6 protein-coding genes are annotated in these 22,294 nt (G+C 73.3%); 2 read left to right on the forward strand and 4 right to left on the reverse strand.

The window, feature by feature from the left end; translation table 11 throughout:
* Window positions 1-12: 12 nt before the first annotated feature.
* A complete protein-coding gene (locus ACKUU6_RS08205) occupies window positions 13-16,131 on the reverse strand; it encodes an SDR family NAD(P)-dependent oxidoreductase (protein WP_407987812.1) in 16,119 nt (5,372 codons plus the stop codon).
* A gap of 259 nt (window positions 16,132-16,390) precedes the next feature.
* Between ACKUU6_RS08205 and ACKUU6_RS08210 the strand changes: the two genes are divergently transcribed.
* Window positions 16,391-17,914 carry a D-alanine--poly(phosphoribitol) ligase gene (locus ACKUU6_RS08210; protein ID WP_407987813.1) on the forward strand — a complete coding sequence of 508 codons (1,524 nt, stop codon included), beginning with the start codon at window positions 16,391-16,393 and terminating at the stop codon, window positions 17,912-17,914.
* Window positions 17,915-17,977: 63 nt separating this feature from the next.
* On the opposite strand, the gene ACKUU6_RS08215 is transcribed toward ACKUU6_RS08210, so the two are convergent.
* Window positions 17,978-19,555: an AMP-binding protein gene (locus ACKUU6_RS08215; protein ID WP_407987814.1), complete on the reverse strand. Its 1,578-nt coding sequence runs from the start codon at window positions 19,553-19,555 to the stop codon at window positions 17,978-17,980.
* Window positions 19,556-19,676: 121 nt separating this feature from the next.
* Between ACKUU6_RS08215 and ACKUU6_RS08220 the strand changes: the two genes are divergently transcribed.
* Window positions 19,677-19,925, forward strand: coding sequence for an acyl carrier protein (locus tag ACKUU6_RS08220; protein WP_407987815.1), 249 nt, complete (start codon window positions 19,677-19,679; stop codon window positions 19,923-19,925).
* 61 nt (window positions 19,926-19,986) lie between these two features.
* On the opposite strand, the gene ACKUU6_RS08225 is transcribed toward ACKUU6_RS08220, so the two are convergent.
* Window positions 19,987-20,931, reverse strand: a complete 945-nt coding sequence (locus ACKUU6_RS08225) for an ACP S-malonyltransferase (protein ID WP_407987816.1) — start codon at window positions 20,929-20,931, stop codon at window positions 19,987-19,989.
* Window positions 20,932-20,964: 33 nt separating this feature from the next.
* Window positions 20,965-22,221 (reverse strand): pyridoxal phosphate-dependent aminotransferase, encoded by a 1,257-nt coding sequence (locus tag ACKUU6_RS08230; protein ID WP_407987817.1) that lies wholly within the window; start codon window positions 22,219-22,221, stop codon window positions 20,965-20,967.
* Window positions 22,222-22,294 lie beyond the last annotated feature (73 nt).

The raw sequence follows: 22,294 nt of genomic DNA on the forward strand, positions 1-22,294 counted from the left end.
GGTACCTTTCGCTCAGTTGGAGTTGGCTGCGAGCGCGGCCCGCACCAGGTCGTCGATGGCCATGGTGGTGATGTCGGCCGCCGGGGCCGCCGGGGCCGGGGCCGCCGCCTCTGCCGGGGCCGCCGCCTCTGCCGGGGCCGTCAGCTTGAGCAGGGCGTCCAGCAGGCCCGCCTCCCGGAGCGCGGCCAGCGGGATCGTCCCGAGGGCCCGGCGGACCTCGCTCTCGTCCGGCTCCGACTGGGCCGGCGACTCCGGCTCGCTGTCCTCGAGACCGGGCAGCAGCTCGGTGAGCAGGAACTCGGCCAGCGCCCCCGGGTTCGGGTAGTCGAACATCAGCGTGGCCGGGAGCCGCAGGCCGGTCGCGGTCTGCAGGCGGTTCCGGAGCTCGATCGCGGCCAGCGAGTCGAGGCCCAGCTCGGTGAAGCCCCGGGTGACGTCGATCGCCGCCGGGTCGTCGTGGCGCACCGCCGCGACGTGGTTGCGCACCAGGTCGAGCAGGAAGCGGTCGCGGTCCGTACGGCCGAGTCCGGCGAGCCGCTGCTCCAGCGAGAGCTGACCGGCGGGCTCGGCCTCGACCGCCGCCGCCTTGGCCTTGGCGCTGCGGGCCGGGCGCCGGTTCTGGCTGCGCACCAGCTCGCGGAAGAGCGGCGAGATCTCGTCCGCCACCGCCGCCAGCGCGGGCACGTCCAGCCGGATCGGCACCAGCACCGCCTCCTCGCCCTGCCCGAGCGCCTCGTCGAAGAGCGCGAGGCCCTCCTCGCCGGTCATCGCGGGCATCCCGAGCCGGTTCATCCGGTGCAGGTCGGCCTCGGTGACGCCGCCGCCCAGGCCGGTCTTCTGGGTCCACAGGCCGAAGGCCAGCGAGGTGCCCGGCAGGCCGAGCTCCCGGCGGTGGACGGCCAGGGCGTCGACGAAGCGGTTGGCCGCGCCGTAGTTCGCCTGGCCGGTGCCGACCAGCAGCCCGGCGCAGGAGGAGAACAGCACGAACGCCGTGAGGTCGAGCTCCTTGGTCAGCTCGTGCAGGTGCCAGCCAGCCTCCAGCTTCGGCCGGAGCACGTTGTCCAGCTGCTCCGAAGTGAGCGAACCCACCAGGGCGTTGTCCATCACGCCCGCCGCGTGCACCACGCCGCGCAGCGGGTGCGCGTCCTGGATGCCCGTCAGCAGACCCTCCAGCGCCGTCCGGTCGGCGGCGTCGGCCGCCGCGACGGTGACCTCCGCACCGGCCTCGGTCAGCTCGGCCGCCAGGGCCGCTGCCTCGGGCGAGGCGAGACCGCGTCGGCTGGTCAGCAGCAGGTGCCTGACGCCGTGTTCGGCGACCAGGTGACGGGCCACCAGGGCGCCGAGTCCGCTGGTGCCGCCGGTGATCAGTACGGTGCCGTCGGGGTCCCACGGCGACTCGGCGGGGACGCCGGACTCCGCGACCCCGGCGAGCCTGGGCACCCGGACGTCGACGCCGCGCACCGCGAGCTCCGGCTCGCCCAGGGCGGCGAGCTGGACCGGTACGGTGCCGCCGTCCAGGTCCACCAGCAGAATGCGGCCGGGGTTCTCCTGCTGCGCGGCCCTGACCAGACCCCAGACGCCCGCCTGGGAGAGGTCGATCCGCTCGTCCTCCTCGACCGCGACCGCGCTCCGGGTGAGCACCATCAGGCGACTGTCGGCGAACCGGTCGTCCGCCAGCCACTGCTGAAGGGTGTCCAGCACACCGTCCAACGCCGCGCGGGCGTCGGTCGGCACGTCGCCGGTGGAACCCGCGGGGATCGGCAGCAGGATCAGTTCGGCCGTGGTCCCGGCCTCGGCCGCCGTCCCGAGGGCCGTCAGGCTCTCGAACACCGGCAGGTCGAGGTCGAGCCCGGCGGCGTCGCCGACGATCACCCGGCCGGCCGCGGTGGCGCTGCCCGCCGCACCGAGCGGCAGGTGGCTCCAGCCGATCCGGAACAGCGACTCGTGCTGCTTGAGCCCGGTGGAGGCGGCCGCCCCGGCGGCGATCCGGTCCGGGGTGATGGCCCGGACCACCAGCTGCTCGACGGTGGCCACCGGAAGACCGGTGGAGTCGGCGAGTTCGAGCCGGACCGCGTCGGGGCCGGTCGAGTTGAGCTTGACCCGCATCCGGGCGGCGCCGCCGGCGTGCAGCGAGACCCCGGTCCAGGCGAACGGCAGGTGCGAGGAGCCGATGTCCTGCGGGCGGTAGCCGCCGAGGAAGTCGGTCGCGCTCAGCGCCGCGTCCAGCAGCGCCGGGTGCACCCGGAACCCGGCCGCCTCCTCCCGGACATCGTCCGGGAGGGCGACCTCGGCGAAGACGTCCTCGCCCCGGCGCCAGACCGCCTTGAGACCCCGGAAGCGCGGGCCGTAGTAGTAGCCCTGGCTGGTCAGGTAGTCGTAGACGTCGCTGATGTCCACCTCCTCGGCGCCGGCCGGCGGCCAGGAGCCGTAGGTGACGTCGAAGGCGGCGGGCACCGTCGCGGTCTGCTCGGACGGGGCCAGGAAACCGGAGACGTGCCGGGTCCAGTCCACGTAGTCCGGCGCGTTCTCGAACCGGGAGTAGACCTCCAGCGAGCGCCGGCCGGAGTGGTCCGCCGCGCCGACCACCACCTGGACGGCGGTGCCGCCGGTCGCGGTGAGCGGCATGATCGCCTCGATGGTCAGCTCCTCGACCAGGTCGCAGCCGACCTCCTCACCGGCCCGCAGCGCCAGTTCGACGTAGCCGGTGCCCGGGAGCAGCAGCGTGCCGAGCACGTTGTGGTCGGCCAGCCAGGGGTGGGTGTCCATCGCGAGGCGGCCGGTGAGCACCACGCCGCCGTCCACCGGGGAGACCACCACCGCGCTGAGCATCGGGTGTTCGGCGGGCGTCTGGCCGATGCCGGCCACGTCACCGCCGGGCAGCGCCGGGACGTCCAGCCAGTAGTGCCGCTTCTCGAAGGCGTAGCTCGGCAGGTCCACCCGTCGGGCGCCCCGGCCCGCGAAGAACGCGGTCCAGTCCGGGCCGTTCCCGGCCACCTGGAGCTCGCCGAGGGCCCTGAGCAGCGCCTCGGGTGCCGTGTACTCCTTGCGGGCGGTGGCCACCACCACGTGGCCGTCGCCGCTGAGCGTCCCGCCGGTCAGCGCCGTCAGCACGCCGTCCGGGCCGAGCTCCAGGTAGCGGGTGACGCCCTCGCGCTCCAGGAAGCCGACACCGTCGGCGAAGCGGACCGCCTCGCGGACGTGCCGTACCCAGTACTCGGCCGAGCCGAGCTGCACCGAACTGGCTTCCGTGCCGGTCACGTTGGAGACCACCCGGAGGTTCGGGACCCGGTACGCCACGCTCTCGGCGACCTGCCGGAACTCCTCCAGCATCGGCTCCATCAGCGGCGAGTGGAAGGCGTGCGAGACCCGCAGCCTGCTGGTCTTGCGGCCCTCGAACCGGCCGATCACCGCCTCCACCTCGGCCTCGTCGCCGGAGACCACCAACGAACGCGGGGAGTTCACCGCCGCGATGCTCACCCGCTCGGTGAGCAGCGGCAGGACCTCCTCCTCGGTGGCCTGGATCGCCACCATCGCACCGCCCGCGGGCAGTTGCTGCATCAGGCGGCCCCGGGCGGCGACCAGTCGCGCCGCATCCGGCAGCGAGAACACCCCGGCGACGTGGGCGGCCGCCAGCTCACCGACCGAGTGACCGACCAGGATGTCGGGCAGCAGGCCCCAGGACTCGACCAGGCGGAACAGCGCGACCTCGTAGGCGAACAGCGAGGTCTGGGTGTAGACCGTCCGGTTGAGCAGTTCGGCGTCCTCGCCCCAGACCACCTCGCGCAGCGGACGGTCCAGGTGGACGTCCAGTTCGGCCAGCGCCGCGTCGAAGGCGGCGGCGAACACCGGGAAGGAGGCGTGCAGTTCACGTCCCATACCGAGGCGCTGGGCGCCCTGACCGGAGAACAGGAAGGCGGTCAGCCCGCCCGGTGCCGCGACGCCGGTGACGGCGGTGGGGTGTCCACTGCCCTCGGCCAACGCGGTGAGCGCCACGATCGCCGAGTCGCGGTCGCCGGCCAGCACCACGGCCCGGTGGTCGAGTTCGGCCCGGCCGGTGGCCAGCGAGTAGCCGATGTCGAGCAGGCTCAGCTCCTGGTCCCCGATGATCCGGTCCAGCAGCCTGGCCGCCTGGGCGGGCAGGCTCTTCGCGCTCTTGGCGGAGAACAGCAGCGGCACCAGCGGGAGCGCGTCCCCCTGCGGCACCTCGGTCACCGGGGCGGGCACGGGGGCCTGCTCGATGATCAGGTGGGCGTTGGTGCCGCTCAGGCCGAAGGAGGAGACACCGGCCCGGCGCGGGCCGGTGGTCTCCGGCCACTGCCTGGCCTCGGTCAGCAGGCGTACGTCGCCGGCCGTCCAGTCCACCTGCGGCGAGGGCTCGTCCACGTGCAGGGTCCTCGGCATCAGACCGTTGCGTACCGCCATAGCCATCTTGATCACGCCGCTGACACCGGCCGCCGCCTGGGCGTGGCCGATGTTGGACTTGATCGAGCCGAGCCACAGGGGCCGGTCCTCCGGCCGGTCCTGGCCGTACGTGGCGAGCAGGGCCTGCGCCTCGATCGGGTCACCGAGGCGGGTGCCGGTGCCGTGACCCTCGACCAGGTCCACATCGGCGGCGGAGAGGCCGGAGGCGTCCAGCGCCTTCTGGATCACCCGCTGCTGCGAGGGACCGTTCGGGGCGGTCAGCCCGTTCGAGGCACCGTCCTGGTTGATCGCGCTGCCCCGGATCACGGCGAGCACCGGGTGACCGTTGCGCTCCGCGTCGGAGAGCCGCTCGACCAGCAGCAGCCCGATGCCCTCGGACCAGCCGGTCCCGTCGGCCGCACCGGAGAACGCCTTGCAGCGGCCGTCGGCGGAGAGCCCGCGCTGCTGGCTGAAGTCCACGAACAGCTCCGGCGTCGGCATCACGGTGACACCGCCCGCCAGCGCCATGGTGATCTCGCCGGCCCGCAGCGCCTGGACCGCCATGTGCAGCGCGACCAGCGAGGACGAGCAGGCGGTGTCCACCGTGACGGCCGGCCCCTCCAGACCCAGCGTGTACGCGACCCGGCCGGAGGCGATGCTCGCCGCGCTGCCGTTGCCGATGTATCCGGTCAACTCCTCGGGCACGTACGGGAGTCGCGTGCCGTAGTCGTGGTACATCACACCGGCGTACACACCGGTCTGGCTGCCGCGCATCGACTGCGGATCGATGCCCGCCAACTCGAAGGCCTCCCATGCGCCCTGGAGCAGCAGGCGCTGCTGCGGGTCCATCGCCAGAGCCTCGCGCGGCATGATCCCGAAGAACTCCGGGTCGAACTCGTTGGAGTCGTGCAGGAAGCCGCCGGTCCTGGCGTAGGTCTTGCCCGGCAGACCCGGCTCGGGGTCGTAGATGGAGTCGATGTCCCAGCCGCGGTCGGTCGGGAACTCCGAGACCGCGTCCACCCCTTCGACCACCAGCCGCCACAGGTCCTCGGCGGAGCGGACCCCGCCGGGGAAGCGGCAGCTGATCGAGACGATCGCGATCGGCTCGTCCGCCACGGCCTCGGCGGCAGGACGGACCACCGGGGCCTTGGGCGCGCTGCTGCCGGCCAGCTTCGTCTTCAGGAAGTCGGCCACCGCGCGGGAGGTCGGGAAGTCGAAGACCAGCGTGGCGGGCAGCCGCAGGCCGGTGGCGCCCCCGAGCGAGTTGCGCAGCTCGACGGCGGCCAGCGAGTCGAAGCCCAGGTCCTTGAAGGCCCGGTCGGCGCCGACCGCGTCGATCTCGGCGTGGCCGAGCACCGCGGCGACCTGGGTCCGGACCAACTCCAGCAGGTGCCGGTCACGTTGGGCCTCGGTCAGCCCGGCCAGGCGCTGGGCCAGCGCGTTGCCGTCGGCCGGTCGGCCGCCGGCCTGCGCCCGCTGGCGGGCCGGGCCGCCGGTGAGGCCGCGCAGCAGGGCCGGGACGCCCTCGCCCCGGGCCAGCACACCGGCCCGGTCGATCCGGATCGCGGCCAGCTGGGGTTGTCCGGTGCCGACCGCCGCGTCGAAGGCCGCCAGGCCCTCGGCCGCGGTGAGGGCGGGCAGGCCGAGCCGGTTCATCCGGTCCAGGTCGGCGTCGGTGACGTCGCCGAGCCCGGTGTTGACCGCCCACAGACTGAAGGCCAGCGCGGTGGCGGGCAGGCCGGCCGACCTGCGACGGGTGGCCAGCGCGTCCAGGAAGACGTTGGCGGCCGCGTAGTTGGCCTGTCCGGCGGCCAGCACCTGGCCACCGGCGGAGGAGAACAGGACGAAGGCGGTCAGGTCCTGACCCTCGGTCAGCTCGTGCAGGTGCCAGGCCGCGTCGGCCTTCGGACGGAGCACCCGGTCGAACTGATCCGGGGTCAGCGCCTCGACGAGCGCGTTGTCCATCACCCCGGCGGCGTGCACCACGCCGGTCAGCGGGTGCTCGGCGGGGATGCAGGCCAGGACGCCGGCCAGCGCCGTCCGATCGGCGACGTCGGCGGCCGCGATGGTCACCTCGGCGCCCAGCTCCGCCAGTTCGGCGGTCAGCTCGGCCGCCCCGGGGGCGTCGGCACCGCGACGGCTGGTCAGCAGCAGGTGGCGGACCCCGTGCTCGACCACCAGGTGGCGGGCGACCAGGGCGCCCAGACCGGTGGTCCCGCCGGTGATCAGCACGGTGCCGGTGGCGTCCCAGGCCGGCGTCGGCTCCCCGACCACGACCCGGGCGAGCCGGGGCACCAGGAGCTGTCCGGCGCGCAGTGCGGCCTCCGGCTCCCCGGTGGCCGCAGCTGCGGCGAGGGCCCGCTCGGACTCGGCGGAGCCGTCCAGGTCGAGCAGGGCGAACCGGCCGGGGTTCTCCTCGATGGCCGACCTGACCAGGCCCCAGACGGGCGCCTCGCTCAGCTCGATCGTCTCGGACTCCCCGGCGGCGACGGCCTGCCGGGTCACCAGGACCAGCCGCGAACCGTCGAAGCGGTCGTCGGCCAGCCAGCTCTGGACGGCGCCGAGCGCGTCGGCGACGGCCGCCCGGACTCCGGCCGGGACGTCGGCGTCGGTGTTCGCGGCGATCCGGTGCAGGACGACCGGCGGCACCTCGACGTCGCTGCCCAGCTCGGCCAGGGTCGGCAGGGTGCCGGCAGGGGCGGCGGGCAGCTCGGTGCGCTGCCAGTCGACCCGGTGCAGGATCTCGTTCAACTTGCCTCGAGTGGCTGCCAGTTGCTCCGAGGAGACCGGCCGGGAGACCAGCGACTCGACGGTGGCGACCAGCTGGCCGCTGGTGTCGGCGACCCCGATGGCGGAGACCTCGGCGCCCCTGACCCGGCGGATGTGCACCCGGAGCGCGTTCGCACCGGCCGCGTGCAGGGAGACGCCGTTCCAGGAGAACGGGAGCAGCGTCTCGCCCTCGTCCCCGGCCGTGCCATCCAGCAGCAGGTCCACGTGCATCGCGGTGTCCAGCAGCGCGGGGTGAAGGCCGAAGCGGGCCGCCTCGGCGTGCGACTGAGCGGGGAGGGCGACCTCGGCGAAGACGTCGTCACCCCGGCGCCAGGCGGCCTTGAGGCCCTGGAAGACCGGTCCGTAGCCGTAGCCGCGGTCGGTCAGCCGCTCGTACGCGTTGGCCACGTCGATCTCGGTGGCGTCCGGCGGCGGCCAGGCCGTCAGCTCGAACTCGGGCACCGTCGGCTCGGGCGCCAGCACACCGTTGGCGTGCCGGGTCCAGTCCTGGTCCGCACCGCCCTCGGGGCGGGAGTAGACCGAGACGGACCGGGTGCCGGCGGCGTCTGCGGCACCGACCACCACCTGGAGCGCGACCGCCCCACCGGGCGCCAGGATCAGCGGCGCCTCCAGGGTCAGTTCCTCCACCCGGCCGCAGTCCACCTGGTCCCCGGCCCGGACGGCCAGCTCGACGAAACCGGTGCCCGGCAGCAGGACGTTGCCCAGCACGCCGTGGTCACCGATCCACGCCTGGGTGTCGATCGACAGCCTGCCGGTCAGCACCACACCGCCGGAGTCAGGCGAGACCACCGCAGCGCTCAGCATCGGGTGGTCCACGGCCTCCAGACCGGCCGAACCGAGGTCGCCGAAGCCCGCCCCGACCGGGTCGATCCAGTACCGCTGACGCTGGAAGGCGTAGGTCGGCAGATCGGTGCGGGCCTGCGCGCCGGGGAGCAGCGCGGTCCAGTCGACCTTGACGCCCCGGGCGTGGGCGCGGGCGAGGCCGGTCAGCAGCTCACGCTCCTCGCTCCGCTCGCGGCGCAGCGTGGAGACGAAGAGGGCTTCCGAGTCCTCGCCGACGCAGTCGGCGCCGGCGGCGGTGAGGACGGCGTCGGGGCCGATCTCCACATAGGTGGTGACGCCGCGCGACTCCAGCCGACCGATGTTGTCGGCGAACCGGACCGCGTCACGGACGTGGTTCACCCAGTACTCGGGGTCAGTGAAGTCACCGCTCGCGACGACCGGGATCGACGGTTCGGCGAACGCCAACGCGCCGACCACCGTACGGAACTCCTCCAGCATCGGATCCATCAACGGCGAGTGGAAGGCATGCGACACACTCAACCGCTTCGTCCGCTCGAACCCGGCGGCGATCTCCAGCACCGTGGCCTCGTCACCCGACACCACCACCGACCGCGGACCGTTCACCGCCGCGATACTCACGTCAGCGGTCAGCAGCGGCAGCACCTCCTCCTCCGTCGCCTGGATCGCCACCATCGCACCACCCGAAGGCAGCTCCTGCATCAGGCGGCCCCGCGCGGAGACCAGCTTCGCGGCGTCGGAGAGCGACAGCACCCCTGCCACATGCGCAGCCGCGATCTCACCCACCGAATGCCCCGACACGAAGTCAGGCCGCACACCCCACGACTCCACCAACCGGAACAACGCCACCTCGAAAGCGAACAACGCACCCTGCGCATTCACCGTCCGACTCAACTCATCAGCGTCCGAACCCCAGATCACCTCACGCAGCGACCCACCCAACTCCGCCAACACCGCATCGAACGCCTCAGCGAACACCGGGAACACAGCATGCAGCTCACGCCCCATCCCCACCCGCTGCGACCCCTGCCCCGTGAACAGGAAGGCGAGCTTGCCCTCCCGTACGAAGTCGGTGGCACCCGCACCCGCCGCCAGCGCGTCGAGCGCTTCCGCGAGCTGCGCCCGGTCGGCGCCGAGCGCCACCGCGCGGTGTTCGAGTCCGGCCCGTCCGGTGACCAACCCGAGTGCGGCCGAAGCGAGTTCGCCGTCCGCCAGCGTGTGGAGATACGTACGGAGTGCAGCCGCCTGGGCGCGCAGCGCCGGCTCGGTCCGCGCGGAGATGACCCACGGCACGAGCGTCGCGTCGCCGGCCGGGGCCGGGGCGTCCGAGACGGGCTCCGCGACCTCCGGGGCCTGCTCGACGATGACGTGGGCGTTGGTGCCGCTGATGCCGAAGGACGAGACACCCGCGCGTCGCACCCGGCCGGTCTCCGGCCAGGCCCGGGGCTCCGTCAGCAGCTCGACGTCGCCGGACTCCCAGTCCACCTGCGGGGACGGCTCCTCGACGTGCAGCGTGCGCGGCAGGACGCCGTGCCGGATGGCCTCGACCATCTTGATGACGCCGCCGACCCCGGCCGCCGCCTGGGTGTGGCCCATGTTGGACTTGAGCGAGCCGAGCCAGAGCGGCTGCCCCTCGGGGCGGTCCTGACCGTACGTGGCGAGCAGTGCCTGCGCCTCGATCGGGTCGCCCAGCGTCGTCCCCGTGCCGTGGCCCTCGACCGCGTCCACGTCAGCGGTGGTCAGGCCGGCCGTGGCCAGTGCCTGCTGGATCACCCGCTGCTGCGAGGGGCCGTTGGGTGCGGTCAGACCGTTGGACGCACCGTCGGAGTTGACCGCCGAGCCCCGGATCAGGCCGAGCACCTGGTGGCCGTTGCGCTGCGCGTCGGAGAGTCGCTCCAGGAGCAACATGCCGACGCCCTCGCCCCAGCCGGTGCCGTCCGCACCGGCGCCGAAGGACTTGCACCGGCCGTCGGCGGCCAGGCCGCGCTGGCGGCTCATGTCGATGAAGGTGTCGGGGGTGGACATCACGGTCACACCACCGGCCAGCGCCAGCGAGCACTCGCCCTGGCGCAGCGCCTGGATCGCCCAGTGCATGGCGACCAGCGAGGAGGAGCAGGCGGTGTCGACCGAGACGGCCGGACCTTCCAGGCCGAGCGTGTAGGCCACCCGGCCGGAGACCACGCTCGCCAGGCTGCCGTTGCCGTGGTAGGCGGCGATCTCCTCGGGGAGCGGGCCCATCCGCAGGCCCCAGTCGTGGTACATCACGCCGGCGAAGACGCCGGTGTCGCTGCCGCGCAGCGCGTGCGGGTCGATGCCCGCCCGCTCCAGGGTCTCCCAGGAGACCTCCAGCAGCAGTCGCTGCTGCGGGTCCATCGCCTGGGCCTCGCGCGGGCTGATGCCGAAGAAGTCCGCGTCGAACTGCGCGGCGTCGTACAGGAAGGCGCCCTCGCGGCTGGAGCTCTTGCCGGGCTTCCCGGGCTCCGGGTCGTACAGGTCGGCGGGCCAGCCGCGGTCGGCCGGGAACCGGTCGATGACGTCCCGGCCCTCGTCCACCAGCTGCCACAGGCCCTCGGGCGAGGTGACCCCGCCCGGGTAGCGGCAGGCCATCGCGACGATGGCGATCGGGTCGTCGGCACCGGCCACCGTGGCCGTACGCTCGCGGCGGGGGGCGGTGGCGGGGGTGCTGGTGACCTTGCTCGCGATGTGCTCGGCGAGGGCACGCGGGTTCGGGTAGTCGAAGGTGAGGGTGGCGCTCAGCCGCAGGCCGGTGGCGGCGTTGAGGCGGTTGCGCAGTTCGACGGCGGCCAGCGAGTCGAAGCCGAGGTCGTTGAACGCCCGGCCCGCGCTGACCGCGTCGGCGCTGTCGTGACCGAGCACCGAGGCGGCGTGGGTGCGGACCAGGTCGAGCAGGGTCTCCACCCGCTCGCCCTCGGCCAGCCCGGCCAGCTGTTGCACCAACGGCGTCTCGTCGGCCGACCGGCCGGCTGCGGCCGCCGCCCGGCGCGGAACGCCCCGGACCAGGCCGCGGAGCAGCTGCGGCACGCCGTCGGCCCGCGCCTGGAGCGCCCGCAGGTCGATCCGGACCGGGAGGACGGAGGGTTCAGTGGTGCTCAGGGCGCGGTCGAACAGCGCCAGGTTCTCGTGCGGGAGCAGGCCCGCCATTCCGAGCCGGCGGGCCCGCTGGAGGGCGGCCTCGTCCAGGTCGGCGCCCATACCGGCGCCGCCGAGCCAGAGGCCCCAGGCCAGCGAGGTGACGGGCAGTCCGGCCGCCTTGCGCTGCGCCGCCAGCGCGTCCAGGAAGAGGTTGGCGGCGGCGTAGTTGCCCTGCCCGGCGCCGTCCAGGGCGGTGGCGGTGGAGGAGTAGAGCACGAAGGCCCTGAGGTCCTGACCCTCGGTCAGCTGGTGCAGGTTCCAGGTGGCGTCCACCTTGGGGCGCATCACGTGGTCGATCCGGGCCGGGGTCAGCGAACCGACCAGGCCGTCGTCCACCACACCGGCCGTATGCACCACGGCGGTCAGCGGGTGCTCCGCAGGCACCTCGGCCAGTACGGCGGCCAGTGCCGTGCGGTCGGCGGCGTCCACGGCGGCGATCGTCACCGTGGCGCCCAGCTCGGTCAGTTCGGCCGACAGCTCGGCGGCACCGGGTGCGGACGGGCCGCGCCGGCTGGTGAGCAGCAGGTGCCGTACGCCGTGCTCGGCGACCAGGTGGCGGGCCAGGTGGCCGCCGAGGCCGCCGGTGCCGCCGGTGATCAGGACGGTGTCGGTGTCGTTCCACGGGGAGCTGTCGCTCTCGGCCTCGGCCGGCAGGGCGGCCACCCGGGGTACCAGGAACTCGCCGTCCCGCAGAGCGAGTTCGGTCTCCCCCGAGGCCAGCGCGGCGGTCAGCGCGCGCTGGGACCCGGCGCTGCCGTCCAGGTCGGCCAGGACGAAGCGGCCGGGGTTCTCGGCCTCGGCCGAGCGGACCAGGCCCCAGACCACCGCCTGGGCCGGGTCGATCGGGTCACCGTCCCTGGCCACCACCGCGTTCCGGGTGAGCACCACGAGCCGGGCGCCCTCGGCGCTCTCGTCGGCCAGCCAGTCCTGCACGGCGGTCAGCGCGTCGGCCGCCACCAGCCGGACCACGTCAGGAAGTTCACCCTCGGGCGTGGCCATGACCGGGCGGTGGACGAAGCCCTCGGCGACGGCCTGGCCCGGGACCGGAAGCGACTGCCAACCGATCCGGTACAGCGGTTCGCGCCGGCCCGCCCGTCCGGCCTCCAACTGCTCGGCGGAGACCTGGCGCAGCACCAGCGACTCGACCTGCGCGACCGGCAGACCGGCCGGGTCGGCGATGGTCAGCGCCAGGCTGTCCGTCCCGGTCGGGGTGATCCGGACCCGGACGGCGGAGGCGCCGACCGAGTGCAGCGCGACCCCGGCCCAGGCGAACGGCACCCGGGTGCCGTCAGGGACCGGACCGGCCAGGTCGGCGGCGTGCAGGGCGGCGTCCAGCAGCGCGGGGTGCAGGCCGAAGGCGTCGGCCCTGACCTCCTGGTCGAGCGCGACCTCGGCGAACACCTCGCCGTCGAGCTGCCAGGCGGCCCGGACGGCCCGGAAGACCGGCCCGTAGCCGTAGCCCTGACCGGCCATCTGCTCGTAGAGACCGCTCACGTCGAGCTGCTGCGCGCCCTGCGGCGGCCAGACGGCGAGCGCGGCCGCATCGAGGGCCGGGGCGCCGGTGCCGAGCACGGCCTCGGCGTGCCGGTCCCACGGGCCGTCCCCGGTACGGGAGTAGAACTCGACAGTGCGCCGCCCGGTGCCGTCGGCGACGCCGACCACCACCTGGAGCGCGACGTCGCCCTCGGCCGGGATCACCAGCGGCGCGGCCAGGGTGAGTTCCTCGACCAGGTCGCAGCCGACCTGGTCGCCTGCGGCCAGCGCCAGTTCGACGAAGGCGGTGCCGGGCAGCAGGACCACGCCCGCGATGACGTGGTCACCCAGCCACGGCTGGGCCCGCAGCGAGAGGCGGCCGGTGAGCACCACGGTGTCCGAACCGGCCAGACTGACCGCCGCGCCCAGCAGCGGGTGCTGGACGACGGCCTGGCCGAGACCGGCGGCATCGGCGGCGGTGGTCGGCGCGGTCAGCCAGTAACGCTTGCGCTGGAAGGCGTAGGTCGGCAGCGGCACCCGGCGCGGCGAGAGACCGGCGTACGGGGTGTCGCCGTCCAGGGTGCCGCCCCGGGCGTGCATCCGGGCGACGGCGGTGACGAGCTCCCTGACCTCGTCCCGCCCGGCGCGCAGGGCCGGGACGAAGACCGAGTCGGCGGCCTGCTCGGGCACGCAGTCCTGGCCCATCGCGGCCAGCACCGCGTCGGGGCCGAGCTCCAGGAAGCTCCGGACACCGTTGCCGGCCAGGCACTCCACGGCGTCCCGGAAGCGCACCGACTCCCGTACGTGCCGCACCCAGTAGTCCGGCGAGGTCAGCTCCTCGGCGGTGGCCAGGCGGCCGGTGACGGTGGAGACGATCGGGATGCGCGGGGCGGAGTAGTCGAGGATCCCGGCGATCAGGCCGAACTCCTCGAGCATCGGCTCCATCAGGGGCGAGTGAAAGGCGTGCGAGACCCGCAGCCGCTTGGTCCGCTCGAACCGGGCGGCGATCGCCAGGACCGCGTCCTCCTCACCGGCGACCACCACCGCGCGCGGGCCGTTCACCGCCGCGATGCTGACGCCGGGGGTGAGCAGCGGCAGGATCTCGTCCTCGCTCGCCTGGATGGCCACCAGCGCGCCGCCGGTGGGCAGTTCCTGCATCAGCCGGCCCCGGGCGGCCACCAGGGTGGCGGCGTCCTCCAGCGAGAGCACCCCGGCCACGTGGGCTGCGGCGATCTCACCGACCGAGTGCCCGGCCAGGAAGTCCGGGCGCAGCCCCCAGGACTCCACCAGGCGGTAGAGCGCGACCTCGACCGCGAACAGCGCGACCTGGGCGTAGCAGGTCTGGTGCAGCAGCTCGGCCTCGGATGATCCCTCGGCGGCGAACAGGACGTCCCAGAGCGGGAGTTCGAGCTGCAGGTCGAGGTAGCCGATGGCCTGGTCGAGCGCCCGGGCGAAGACCGGGTAGGTGTCGTAGAGCTGACGGCCCATCGCCAGCCGCTGGCAGCCCTGGCCGGTGAACAGGAAGGCCAGCCGGCCGGCCGGGGCAGTGCCCCTGAGCAGTCCGGGGATCTCCGTACCCTCCGCCAACGCCCTCAGCGCGGTGAGGAGTTCGTCCCGGTCCGAGGCCACCAGGACGGCCCGCTCGGCGAGCGTGGCGCGGGTGGTGGCGAGCGAGCGGCCGAGGTCGGCCGGGGTGAGCTCCGGGTCGCTCTCGGCCAGCGCGAGCAGCCGCTCGGCCTGGCCGCGCAGGGCGGGCCCGGTCTTGGCGCTGACAGTGACGGTGACCGGCACGGGGGTCGCGACGGGCCCGGCGGGCTCCGAGGGCTCGACGGCCGGCGGCTCCTCGATGATCACGTGCGCGTTGGTGCCGCTGACTCCGAACGAGGAGACGCCGACCCGACGGGGCCGCTCGGTGTCCCGGGGCCAGTCCTGGTCCTCGGTCAGCAGCCGGACGTCACCGGCCGACCAGTCGATGCTGCTGGACGGCGCGTCCACGTGCAGGGTGCGCGGCAGCACTCCGTGCCGCAGCGCCATGATGACCTTGACGATGCTCGCCACGCCCGCGGCGGCCTGGGTGTGGCCGATGTTGGACTTCACCGAACCGAGCCAGAGCGGCCGGTCCTCGGGGCGGCCCCGGCCGTAGGTGGCCAGCAGGGCCTGCGCCTCGATCGGGTCACCGAGCGTGGTGCCGGTGCCGTGCGCCTCGACCGCGTCCACCTGGTCCGCCGTCAGCCCGGCGGTGGCCAGGGTGTCGCGGATCAGCCGCCGCTGGGCGGCGCCGCTGGGGGCGGTGAGGCCGTTGCTGGCCCCGTCCTGGTTGATGCCGGTGCCGCGGACCACGGCCAGCACCGGGTGCCCGAGCCGCTGCGCGTCGGAGAGCCGCTCGACCACCAGCACGCCGACGCCCTCACCGAAGGCGGTGCCGTCGGCGGCCTCGGCGAAGGCCTTGATCACGCCGTCCTCGGCCAGGCCGCGCTGGCGGCTGAACTCGGTGAAGATCGCCGGGCTGCCCATCAGCGTGACGCCACCGGCCAGCGCGAGCGAGGACTCGCCCCGGCGCAGCGACTGGACGGCCAGGTGCAGGGCGACCAGGGAGCTGGAGCAGGCGGTGTCGATGGTGAGGGCTGGGCCCTCCAGGCCGAGGGTGTAGGCCACCCGGCCGCTGGCGATGGAGAGCGCGGTGCCGGTCAGCAGGTAGCCGTCCAGGCCCTCGGGGCTCTCGTGCGAGCGGACGCCGTACTCGTGCGCGCCGGCTCCCAGGAAGACGCCGGCCCGGGTGCCCCGGAGCGCGGTCGGGTCGATGCCCGCGTGCTCCAGCGCCTCCCAGGCGGCCTCCAGGGTGACCCGCTGCTGCGGGTCCATGGTGAGCGCCTCGCGCGGGCTGATGCCGAAGAAATCGGCGTCGAACTCCGCCGCGTCGTACAGGAATCCACCCTTGCGGGTGTAGCTGCGGCCCGGTGCGTCCGGGTCCGGGTCGAAGAGGTTGCCGAGGTCCCAGCCACGGTCGTCCGGGAAGTCGCCGGAGACGGTGCGGCCCTCGCTGACGATCCGCCAGAGGTCCTCGGGGGTGGTCACCTCGCCGGGGAAGCGGATGCCGACGCCGACGATCGCGATCGGCTCGTCGTCCGCGTACGCCGCCAGGGTGGACACCCCGGCGTCCTCCGGCAGTCCGAGCGCCTCCGCCCGCAGGAACTCGGCGAGCAGCGCGGGGGTCGGGTGGTCGAAGCCCGCCGTGACCGGCAGGGCCAGGTTGGTGGCCGCGTTCAGCCGGGCGTGCACCTCGACCAGGCCCAGGGAGTCGAGGCCCTGCTCCTTGAACGGGCGGTCGGGCTCGACCACGGGATCGGTCCCGGGGCGCACTCTCCGGAGCACCGCCCGGGTCTGCTCACTCACCAGGTCGAGCAGCACGCGCCGCTGCTCGGAAACCGGCAGCGCCTCCAGTCGACGGACCAGCTCGGACCGGTCCACCGGCGTCTGCCCGTCACCGGAAACGAAACTCCCAGACTCGCTCATCGAGATACGCTCCACTTTATCCGTCTTCGCCGGCAGGCCACGCACGGGCAGCCACAGAAACGCACACTACGGAAACTCGAACACGCGCCCAAGCCCCTAAGGCCCCCTAGGGCCCCCGGAAGGGGATTACGGGTGTACAAGGGGCGGCACATCCGTGGTACCAAAACCCTGGACAGCTCTAGCCGACAGGGGACTGATTCACGTGACTTTGACTGCCGAGAATTATGCGCAGCGGCCTGCGGAGAGAATTCATGAATTCATGCTCGCCCCGGTCGCATTCGCCCCGGAAAGGGCCGCCGTGGTCGAATCCGACGGAGTCGGCGGGCTGATCACCACCACCTACCGGGAACTCGCCGACCGGGTCGACCGGTACGCCGCCGCGCTGCTGGACCTCGGCCTCGACATCGGGGACCGGGTGATCCTGGAGTCCGACACCTCGGGCCACGCCATCGCCCTGCTGCTGGCCTGCTCCAAGGCCGGGGTCGCATTCATCCCGGTCAGCCCGGAGACCCCGGACAAGCGGCTGCACTCGATCATCTCGACCACTGCGCCCGCGCTGCACCTGCAGAGCCCGACCGGTGTCCGCCAGGGCATCCCGGCCGAGGTCGGCACGGCCAGGTTCGGGCCGAACACGCTCGCCGTGGAGCGCCCGCCGGTGGCCCGGGTCCGGCACCGCCGGGAGGCGTCCGCCACCGACCCGGCGTACATGATCTTCACTTCGGGCACCACCGGACGCCCCAAGGGCGTGGTGATGAGCCACCGCGGCGTGGTGGCCTTCTACCGAGGCATGCTGTCGGCCGGCATCGTCGGCACCGGGGACCGGGTGGCCACCACCTCGCCGCTGCAGTTCGACTTCTCGCTGCTGGACATCGGCCTCGCGCTGGGCAGCGGCGCCACCGTGGTCCCGGTGCCGCGCGCCGCGCTTCCCTGGCCCCGGCGCTTCCTGGCCTTCCTGAACGAGGCCGAGGTGACCCAGGTGAACGGCGTGCCGTCGATCTGGCGCGGGGTGCTGCGGCACGAACTCGCCGGGCTGGCCGAGCTGGAGAAGCTGCGCGGCGTGCTGTTCTGCGGCGAGGACTTCCCGCTGCCCGAGCTGCGGCTGCTCCAGCGGGCCCGGCCGAACGCCCGGCTGGTCAACTGCTACGGCGCCACCGAGTCGATGGCCGCCTCCTTCACCGACGTGCCCAACCCGCTCCCGGACGAGCTGGAGAAGCTCTCGATCGGCTTCGCCTACCCGGGCGCCGAGATGACCATCGTCGACGAGGACCAGCAGCCGATCACCGAGCCCGGCGTGGTCGGCCACATCCACCTGCGCGCGCCGTCGCTGTTCACCGGCTACTGGGACGACCCCGAGGCGACCCGGGCGGCCCAGGTGCCCGACCCGCTCAACCCCAAGTCGGGCCAGCTGGTGCTGCGTACCGGCGACCTCGCCTACCAGGGCCCGGACGGCGAGCTGTACTTCTGCGGCCGGGCCGACAACCAGGTGCAGATCCGGGGCAACCGGGTGGAGCTCGGCGAGGTGGAGCGGCGCATCCTGGAGTTCCCCGGGATCACCGCGGCCGCCGCGCTGGTGCTGCCGCGCGCCGACAAGGAGCCGGTGCTCGGCGCGTTCGTGGTCACGGCCAAGGACGCCGAGCAGATCAGCGAGAACGAGATCCGGGCCTTCTGCAAGGAGACCCTGCCGGCCTACATGACCCCGCACGAACTGCGGGTGGTGGAGAGCCTGCCGGTCACCCCGAACGGCAAGATCGACCGCAAGGTGCTGGCGGCGAGCGTCACCTGACGCCGCACCGACCGGAACGGCCCCGACCTCCTGGAGGTCGGGGCCGTTCCGGTCGGTCCGCGCTCAGACCGCGACCGCCTCCAGCTCGGCGGCCGCCTGCCTGGCCAGCAGGCCGCGGTCCACCTTGCGGTTGGCGTTCAGCGGGAAGTCCTCGACGTGCCGGTAGTGCCTGGGCACCATCGCGTGCGGCAGGACGTCACGCAGTTGGCGGGCCAGCTCGGCCGGCGGCGACTTCTCGCCCACGTAGAACACCACCAGCTCAGTGCCGTTGGCGCCCTCCCTGGTCACCGCCACCGCGTCCTGCACCCCGGCGCAGACCCGCAGCGCGTGGTCGATCTCGGCCAGTTCGACCCGCCAGCCCTGCACCTGCACCTGGGCGTCCAGCCGGCCGAGGTAGACCAGCACCCCGTTGCCGTGCTGCCGCACCCGGTCGCCGGTGCGGTACCAGCGGCGGCCCTCGTGCTCCAGGAACCGTCCCTGGTCGTCCGCCGGATCGAGGTAGCCGGTGGTCATCTGCGGTCCGGTGATGCACAGTTCGCCCTCGGTCGGCGAGGGCACTCCGTCGGGGCCGAGCAGTACGAAGTCGTGCCCCTCGTGCACGGTGCCGATCGGGGTGAGCCCGTTGACGCAGAGTACCGGCGAGGTGTCCCGGTCCCAGCGGTGGCCGGTGACGGTGACGGTGAGCTCGGTCGGGCCGTAGATGTTCTCCAGCGTGGAGTTCGGCGCGGCGTCCTGCCAGTCGGTGGCGTCCGCGGCCCGAAGCGCCTCGCCCGCGAACAGGCTCCAGCGCAGTCCCGGCATGGAGTTCGGCTTGAGCCCCCGGGTGCGGCGCACCAGCGAGACCGCGCTCGGCGTGGAGAACCAGACCGTCACCCCCTGCTGGGTGAGGTAGCCGGGCAGGTCGTGGTACGCCTCGTTGGGCAGCGCGAGCAGGGTGGCCCCGGCGCCCCAGGCGCAGAACATGTCGAAGACCGCGCAGTCGAAGTTGACGTCGAAGGTCTGCGAGAAAATGTCGTCGGCGGTGAAGTCGTACCGCCGGTCGAGCAGTTCGAAGTAGTGGTGGGTCGAGCCGTGGCTGATCGGCACGCCCTTCGGGGTGCCGGTCGAGCCCGAGGTGAACAGGACGTACGCCCGGTCGGTGGCGCTCACCGGGCGGGGCTCGGCCAGCGCGTCACGCTCGTCCAGCGCGATCCCGCGCAGCGGCAGGCCGCGCAGGCGCCCGGCCTCGTCCACCCCGTGGCCGGGGGCGAGCACCGGCAGGTCCAGGCCCTCGGCCGCCAGCTCGACCAGGTTGGCCAGACCGAACCGGTCGGCCACCACGGCCTGGACCCCGGCCACCTCGAGCATCCGGCGGGTCCGGGCCACCGGGAAGTCGGCGCGCAGCGGCACCACGGTCCGTCCGGTGTAGAGGCCGGCCAGGATCGCGACGTACGCCTCGACCCCCTTGCCCGCCAGTACCCCGATCACCTCGGGCGGCTCGCCGGGGCCGGCCAGCAGGGCGCCCGCCCAGCTCAGCGCGCGGCGGTGCACCTCGGTGTAGGTGAGCGACTCGGCGCCCAGCCGGACCGCCAGGCGGTCGGGCGAGACGGCCAGGCCGCGGAGGAAGCGGGCGTGCAGCGCAGGCCCGTCGGTCGGGTTCATCTCTGCCTCCAGGAGAGGGGTGGTAAGGGGTTGTGGCCCGCACTCCCGGCGCGGGTATCGTCAAACTCGCAAGAGATCCTGGAAATCCCGCCCAGGCCGGGAACCGACATTCGGAGTCAACATGTGGGACAAGAAGTTCGAGAACACGATCCGCCGCCACCTGCCGTATCTGGAGGCCGGTGACGAGCTCCAGCCCGGCGTCAGTCTCCGTGAACTCGGCCTGGACTCGATGGGCACCGTGGACCTGCTCGCCTCGCTGGAGGAGACGTACGGTGTCGAGTTCATCCACGACTTCCTGAACTCCGAGACCTTCTCCACTCCCGAGACCCTGTGGAACGCGATCTCGAAGCTCGGTGCTCCGGCTGTCTGACCGTCACGGACGTCGGGTCGAATTCCCTCCGGAATCCTGGTGATTCCGGAGGGAATTTCTCTTATGCGGCGACCCGGCGGCGCGGCTGCATCGCGGTCCGCGGGTTGACCGGGACGACCTCGAAGTTGCGGGTGGTGGCGCCGACCCGGCCGAACAGGCCGTCCGGGCCCGACACCTGGACGGTGCCGATCCCCAGCCGGCGGAAGGTCTCCACCACGGCGGGCCAGCGGACCGGCTTCACGTAGCCGTCCAGGATCATCGTCCGGACGCCCGCGCCGGTGGTGAGCACCGCGCCGTCCTGGTCCGCCACGATCGGCAGTGCCGGGTCGGCGAAGGTCAGCCGGTCCACCACCTCCGCCTCGACCCGGTCGCGCAGCGCGCCGAAGGCCGAGGAGTGCATCGGCGGGTTCATCGTGTAGAGCGGCAGCCCGCCGGTCGCCCGGATCCGGTCCTGCAGCCAGTCGACCCGGCCCTCCCGGAGCGAGAGCATGTAGAAGTCCTCGTCGATGTGGCAGGAGATGTCGTACCACTCCCCCTGCTCGTCCAACTCGGCCAGGATCTCGGCCAGTCGGGCCTGCGGGGTACGGGTGAAGGAGTGGGTGACGATGTCCCGGTGCTCGACCGCGAAGTACTCGTCCTCGCAGCGGGCCATCTGGGCGGTCGCCCAGACCGCCTCGGCGAAGTCCAGCGAGCCCGAGTGCACGGCGGCCGCCTTGCTGCCGAAGCTCGGCCCGGCGATCAGCTCGGGGCGGCCGTCCAGCTCGGCCCCGGCCCACTGGGCGAGCGCCACGCAGTTCACCAGGAAGGCGACCTGGGCGTACTCGGAGTAGTCGCTCTCGCTGGCCCGGTAGCGCGCCAGCAGGTCGTACCCGAGGGTCTCCCCGGCGGTCGCCACCAGCTTCCGGGCGAACGGGTTGAGCAGCATGAACTTCGCCACGTCCGCGAACGGCGACGGCCCCATGCCGGGGAAGACGATCGCGGTGCCGCGCCGGTCTTCGGCGTTCATCTCGGGTTGTTCCCTTCGGAGTTGGTGGAGCGGTCAGCCGACGAGCTTGGTGAAGGCTTCCTCGATCCGGGTCAGCACGTCCCGGATGTGCGGGAGCGACAGCGGGTCCTCGGCGTCCAGGGCGAGCTGCTGCTCCTCCCTGGTGTGGCCGTAGAGCAGGCTGGTGGCGGCCTTGAAGCGGAGCGCCCCGGGGTCGTCACCGAGGTTGTCCCCCGCCAGCACCACGATGCCGAACTCGTCGAACAGGTAGCGGAACAGGGACTGCGCGTCGGTGACGCCCTTGGTCTCCAGCACCGCCCGCTTCGGCTCGAAGTCCGGGTAGACGTAGAAGCCGCCGGTCGGCGGACGGCAGGTGGCGCCGGCGCCGATCATGATCCGGTACACCGCGCGGGCCACCGCCCCGTGCAGCCTGGCGCTGCGGGCGAACCGGTCGCGCACCTCCGGCGGCTCGGAGAAGGCGTACGCGGCGACCTCCTGCATCGGAACGGCCAGCGTCGACCAGACCTCGCTGGCCAGCGAGATGACGCCGTCCCGGACGCTATTGCCCCAGACGTTGTCGGGGAACCGGGCCACGCCGATCCGCCAGCCGCCGAGCGCCAGGGTCTTGCTCAGGCCGTTGGTGACGATGGTGCGCTCGGGCAGCACCTCGGCGGGGCTGAGCACCGGGGTGGCGGGGTCGTGCACCACGTCCCGGTAGATCTCGTCGGAGATCAGGTAGAGGTCCTCCTCCTCCGCCACCGCGCAGATCTCCCGCACCAGTTCGGGGGGGACCACGGTGCCGGTCGGGTTGTCCGGGAGGGTGAGCACCACCAGCCGCGGGTTGCCGCCGGCCGCGCGGGCGGCCCGGACGGTCTCCCGCAGCTTGACCGGGTCCGGCACACCGCCGCACTCGGCCGGGATGTCCACCTCGTACACCTGCTTGCCGGCCAGCAGGCCCTGCGGCTTGTAGGTGTTCCAGGCGGGCCTGGGGATCACCAGGTCGCCGGGGACGACGAACTGGACCGCCATCAGCAGCGGCTTGCTGCCGGGGGCGACCACGACCTGCTCGGGCTCGGTCGGCAGGTTGCGGCGGCTGAAGTAGCCCGCCGCCTCCCGCCGGACCGCCCGGCCGCCGGGGACCGCCCCGTAGGCGTTCTCGCCGGAGCTGGCCGCCAACTGCCCTTTCAGCGCCGGGTGGACGGGCAACCGCGCCTCGCCGAAGGCCAGGTGGACGATCGACTCGCCCCTGGTCCTGCGCTCCGCCACGTCGTTGTTGAGGTCCAGGTTCGGTGACACTTTCCGGTTGGTCATCGTCAGCTCCTTCCACTGATTCCTGCCGTTGCGCCCAGGCCTTGTGCCCGGATCGGAGGAGGGTCCCGCCGCC

The sequence above is a fragment of the Kitasatospora sp. CMC57 genome (assembly GCF_045866025.2).
Classification (GTDB): domain Bacteria; phylum Actinomycetota; class Actinomycetes; order Streptomycetales; family Streptomycetaceae; genus Kitasatospora.

Bases quoted from the DNA above. Each gene is read 5' to 3' on its own strand.
- ACKUU6_RS08205 (WP_407987812.1), bottom strand. From the start codon at position 16,131: ATGAGCGAGTCTGGGAGTTTCGTTTCCGGTGACGGGCAGACGCCGGTG.
- ACKUU6_RS08210 (WP_407987813.1), top strand. From the start codon at position 16,391: ATGCTCGCCCCGGTCGCATTCGCCCCGGAAAGGGCCGCCGTGGTCGAA.
- ACKUU6_RS08215 (WP_407987814.1), bottom strand. From the start codon at position 19,555: ATGAACCCGACCGACGGGCCTGCGCTGCACGCCCGCTTCCTCCGCGGC.
- ACKUU6_RS08220 (WP_407987815.1), top strand. From the start codon at position 19,677: ATGTGGGACAAGAAGTTCGAGAACACGATCCGCCGCCACCTGCCGTAT.
- ACKUU6_RS08225 (WP_407987816.1), bottom strand. From the start codon at position 20,931: ATGAACGCCGAAGACCGGCGCGGCACCGCGATCGTCTTCCCCGGCATG.
- ACKUU6_RS08230 (WP_407987817.1), bottom strand. From the start codon at position 22,221: ATGACCAACCGGAAAGTGTCACCGAACCTGGACCTCAACAACGACGTG.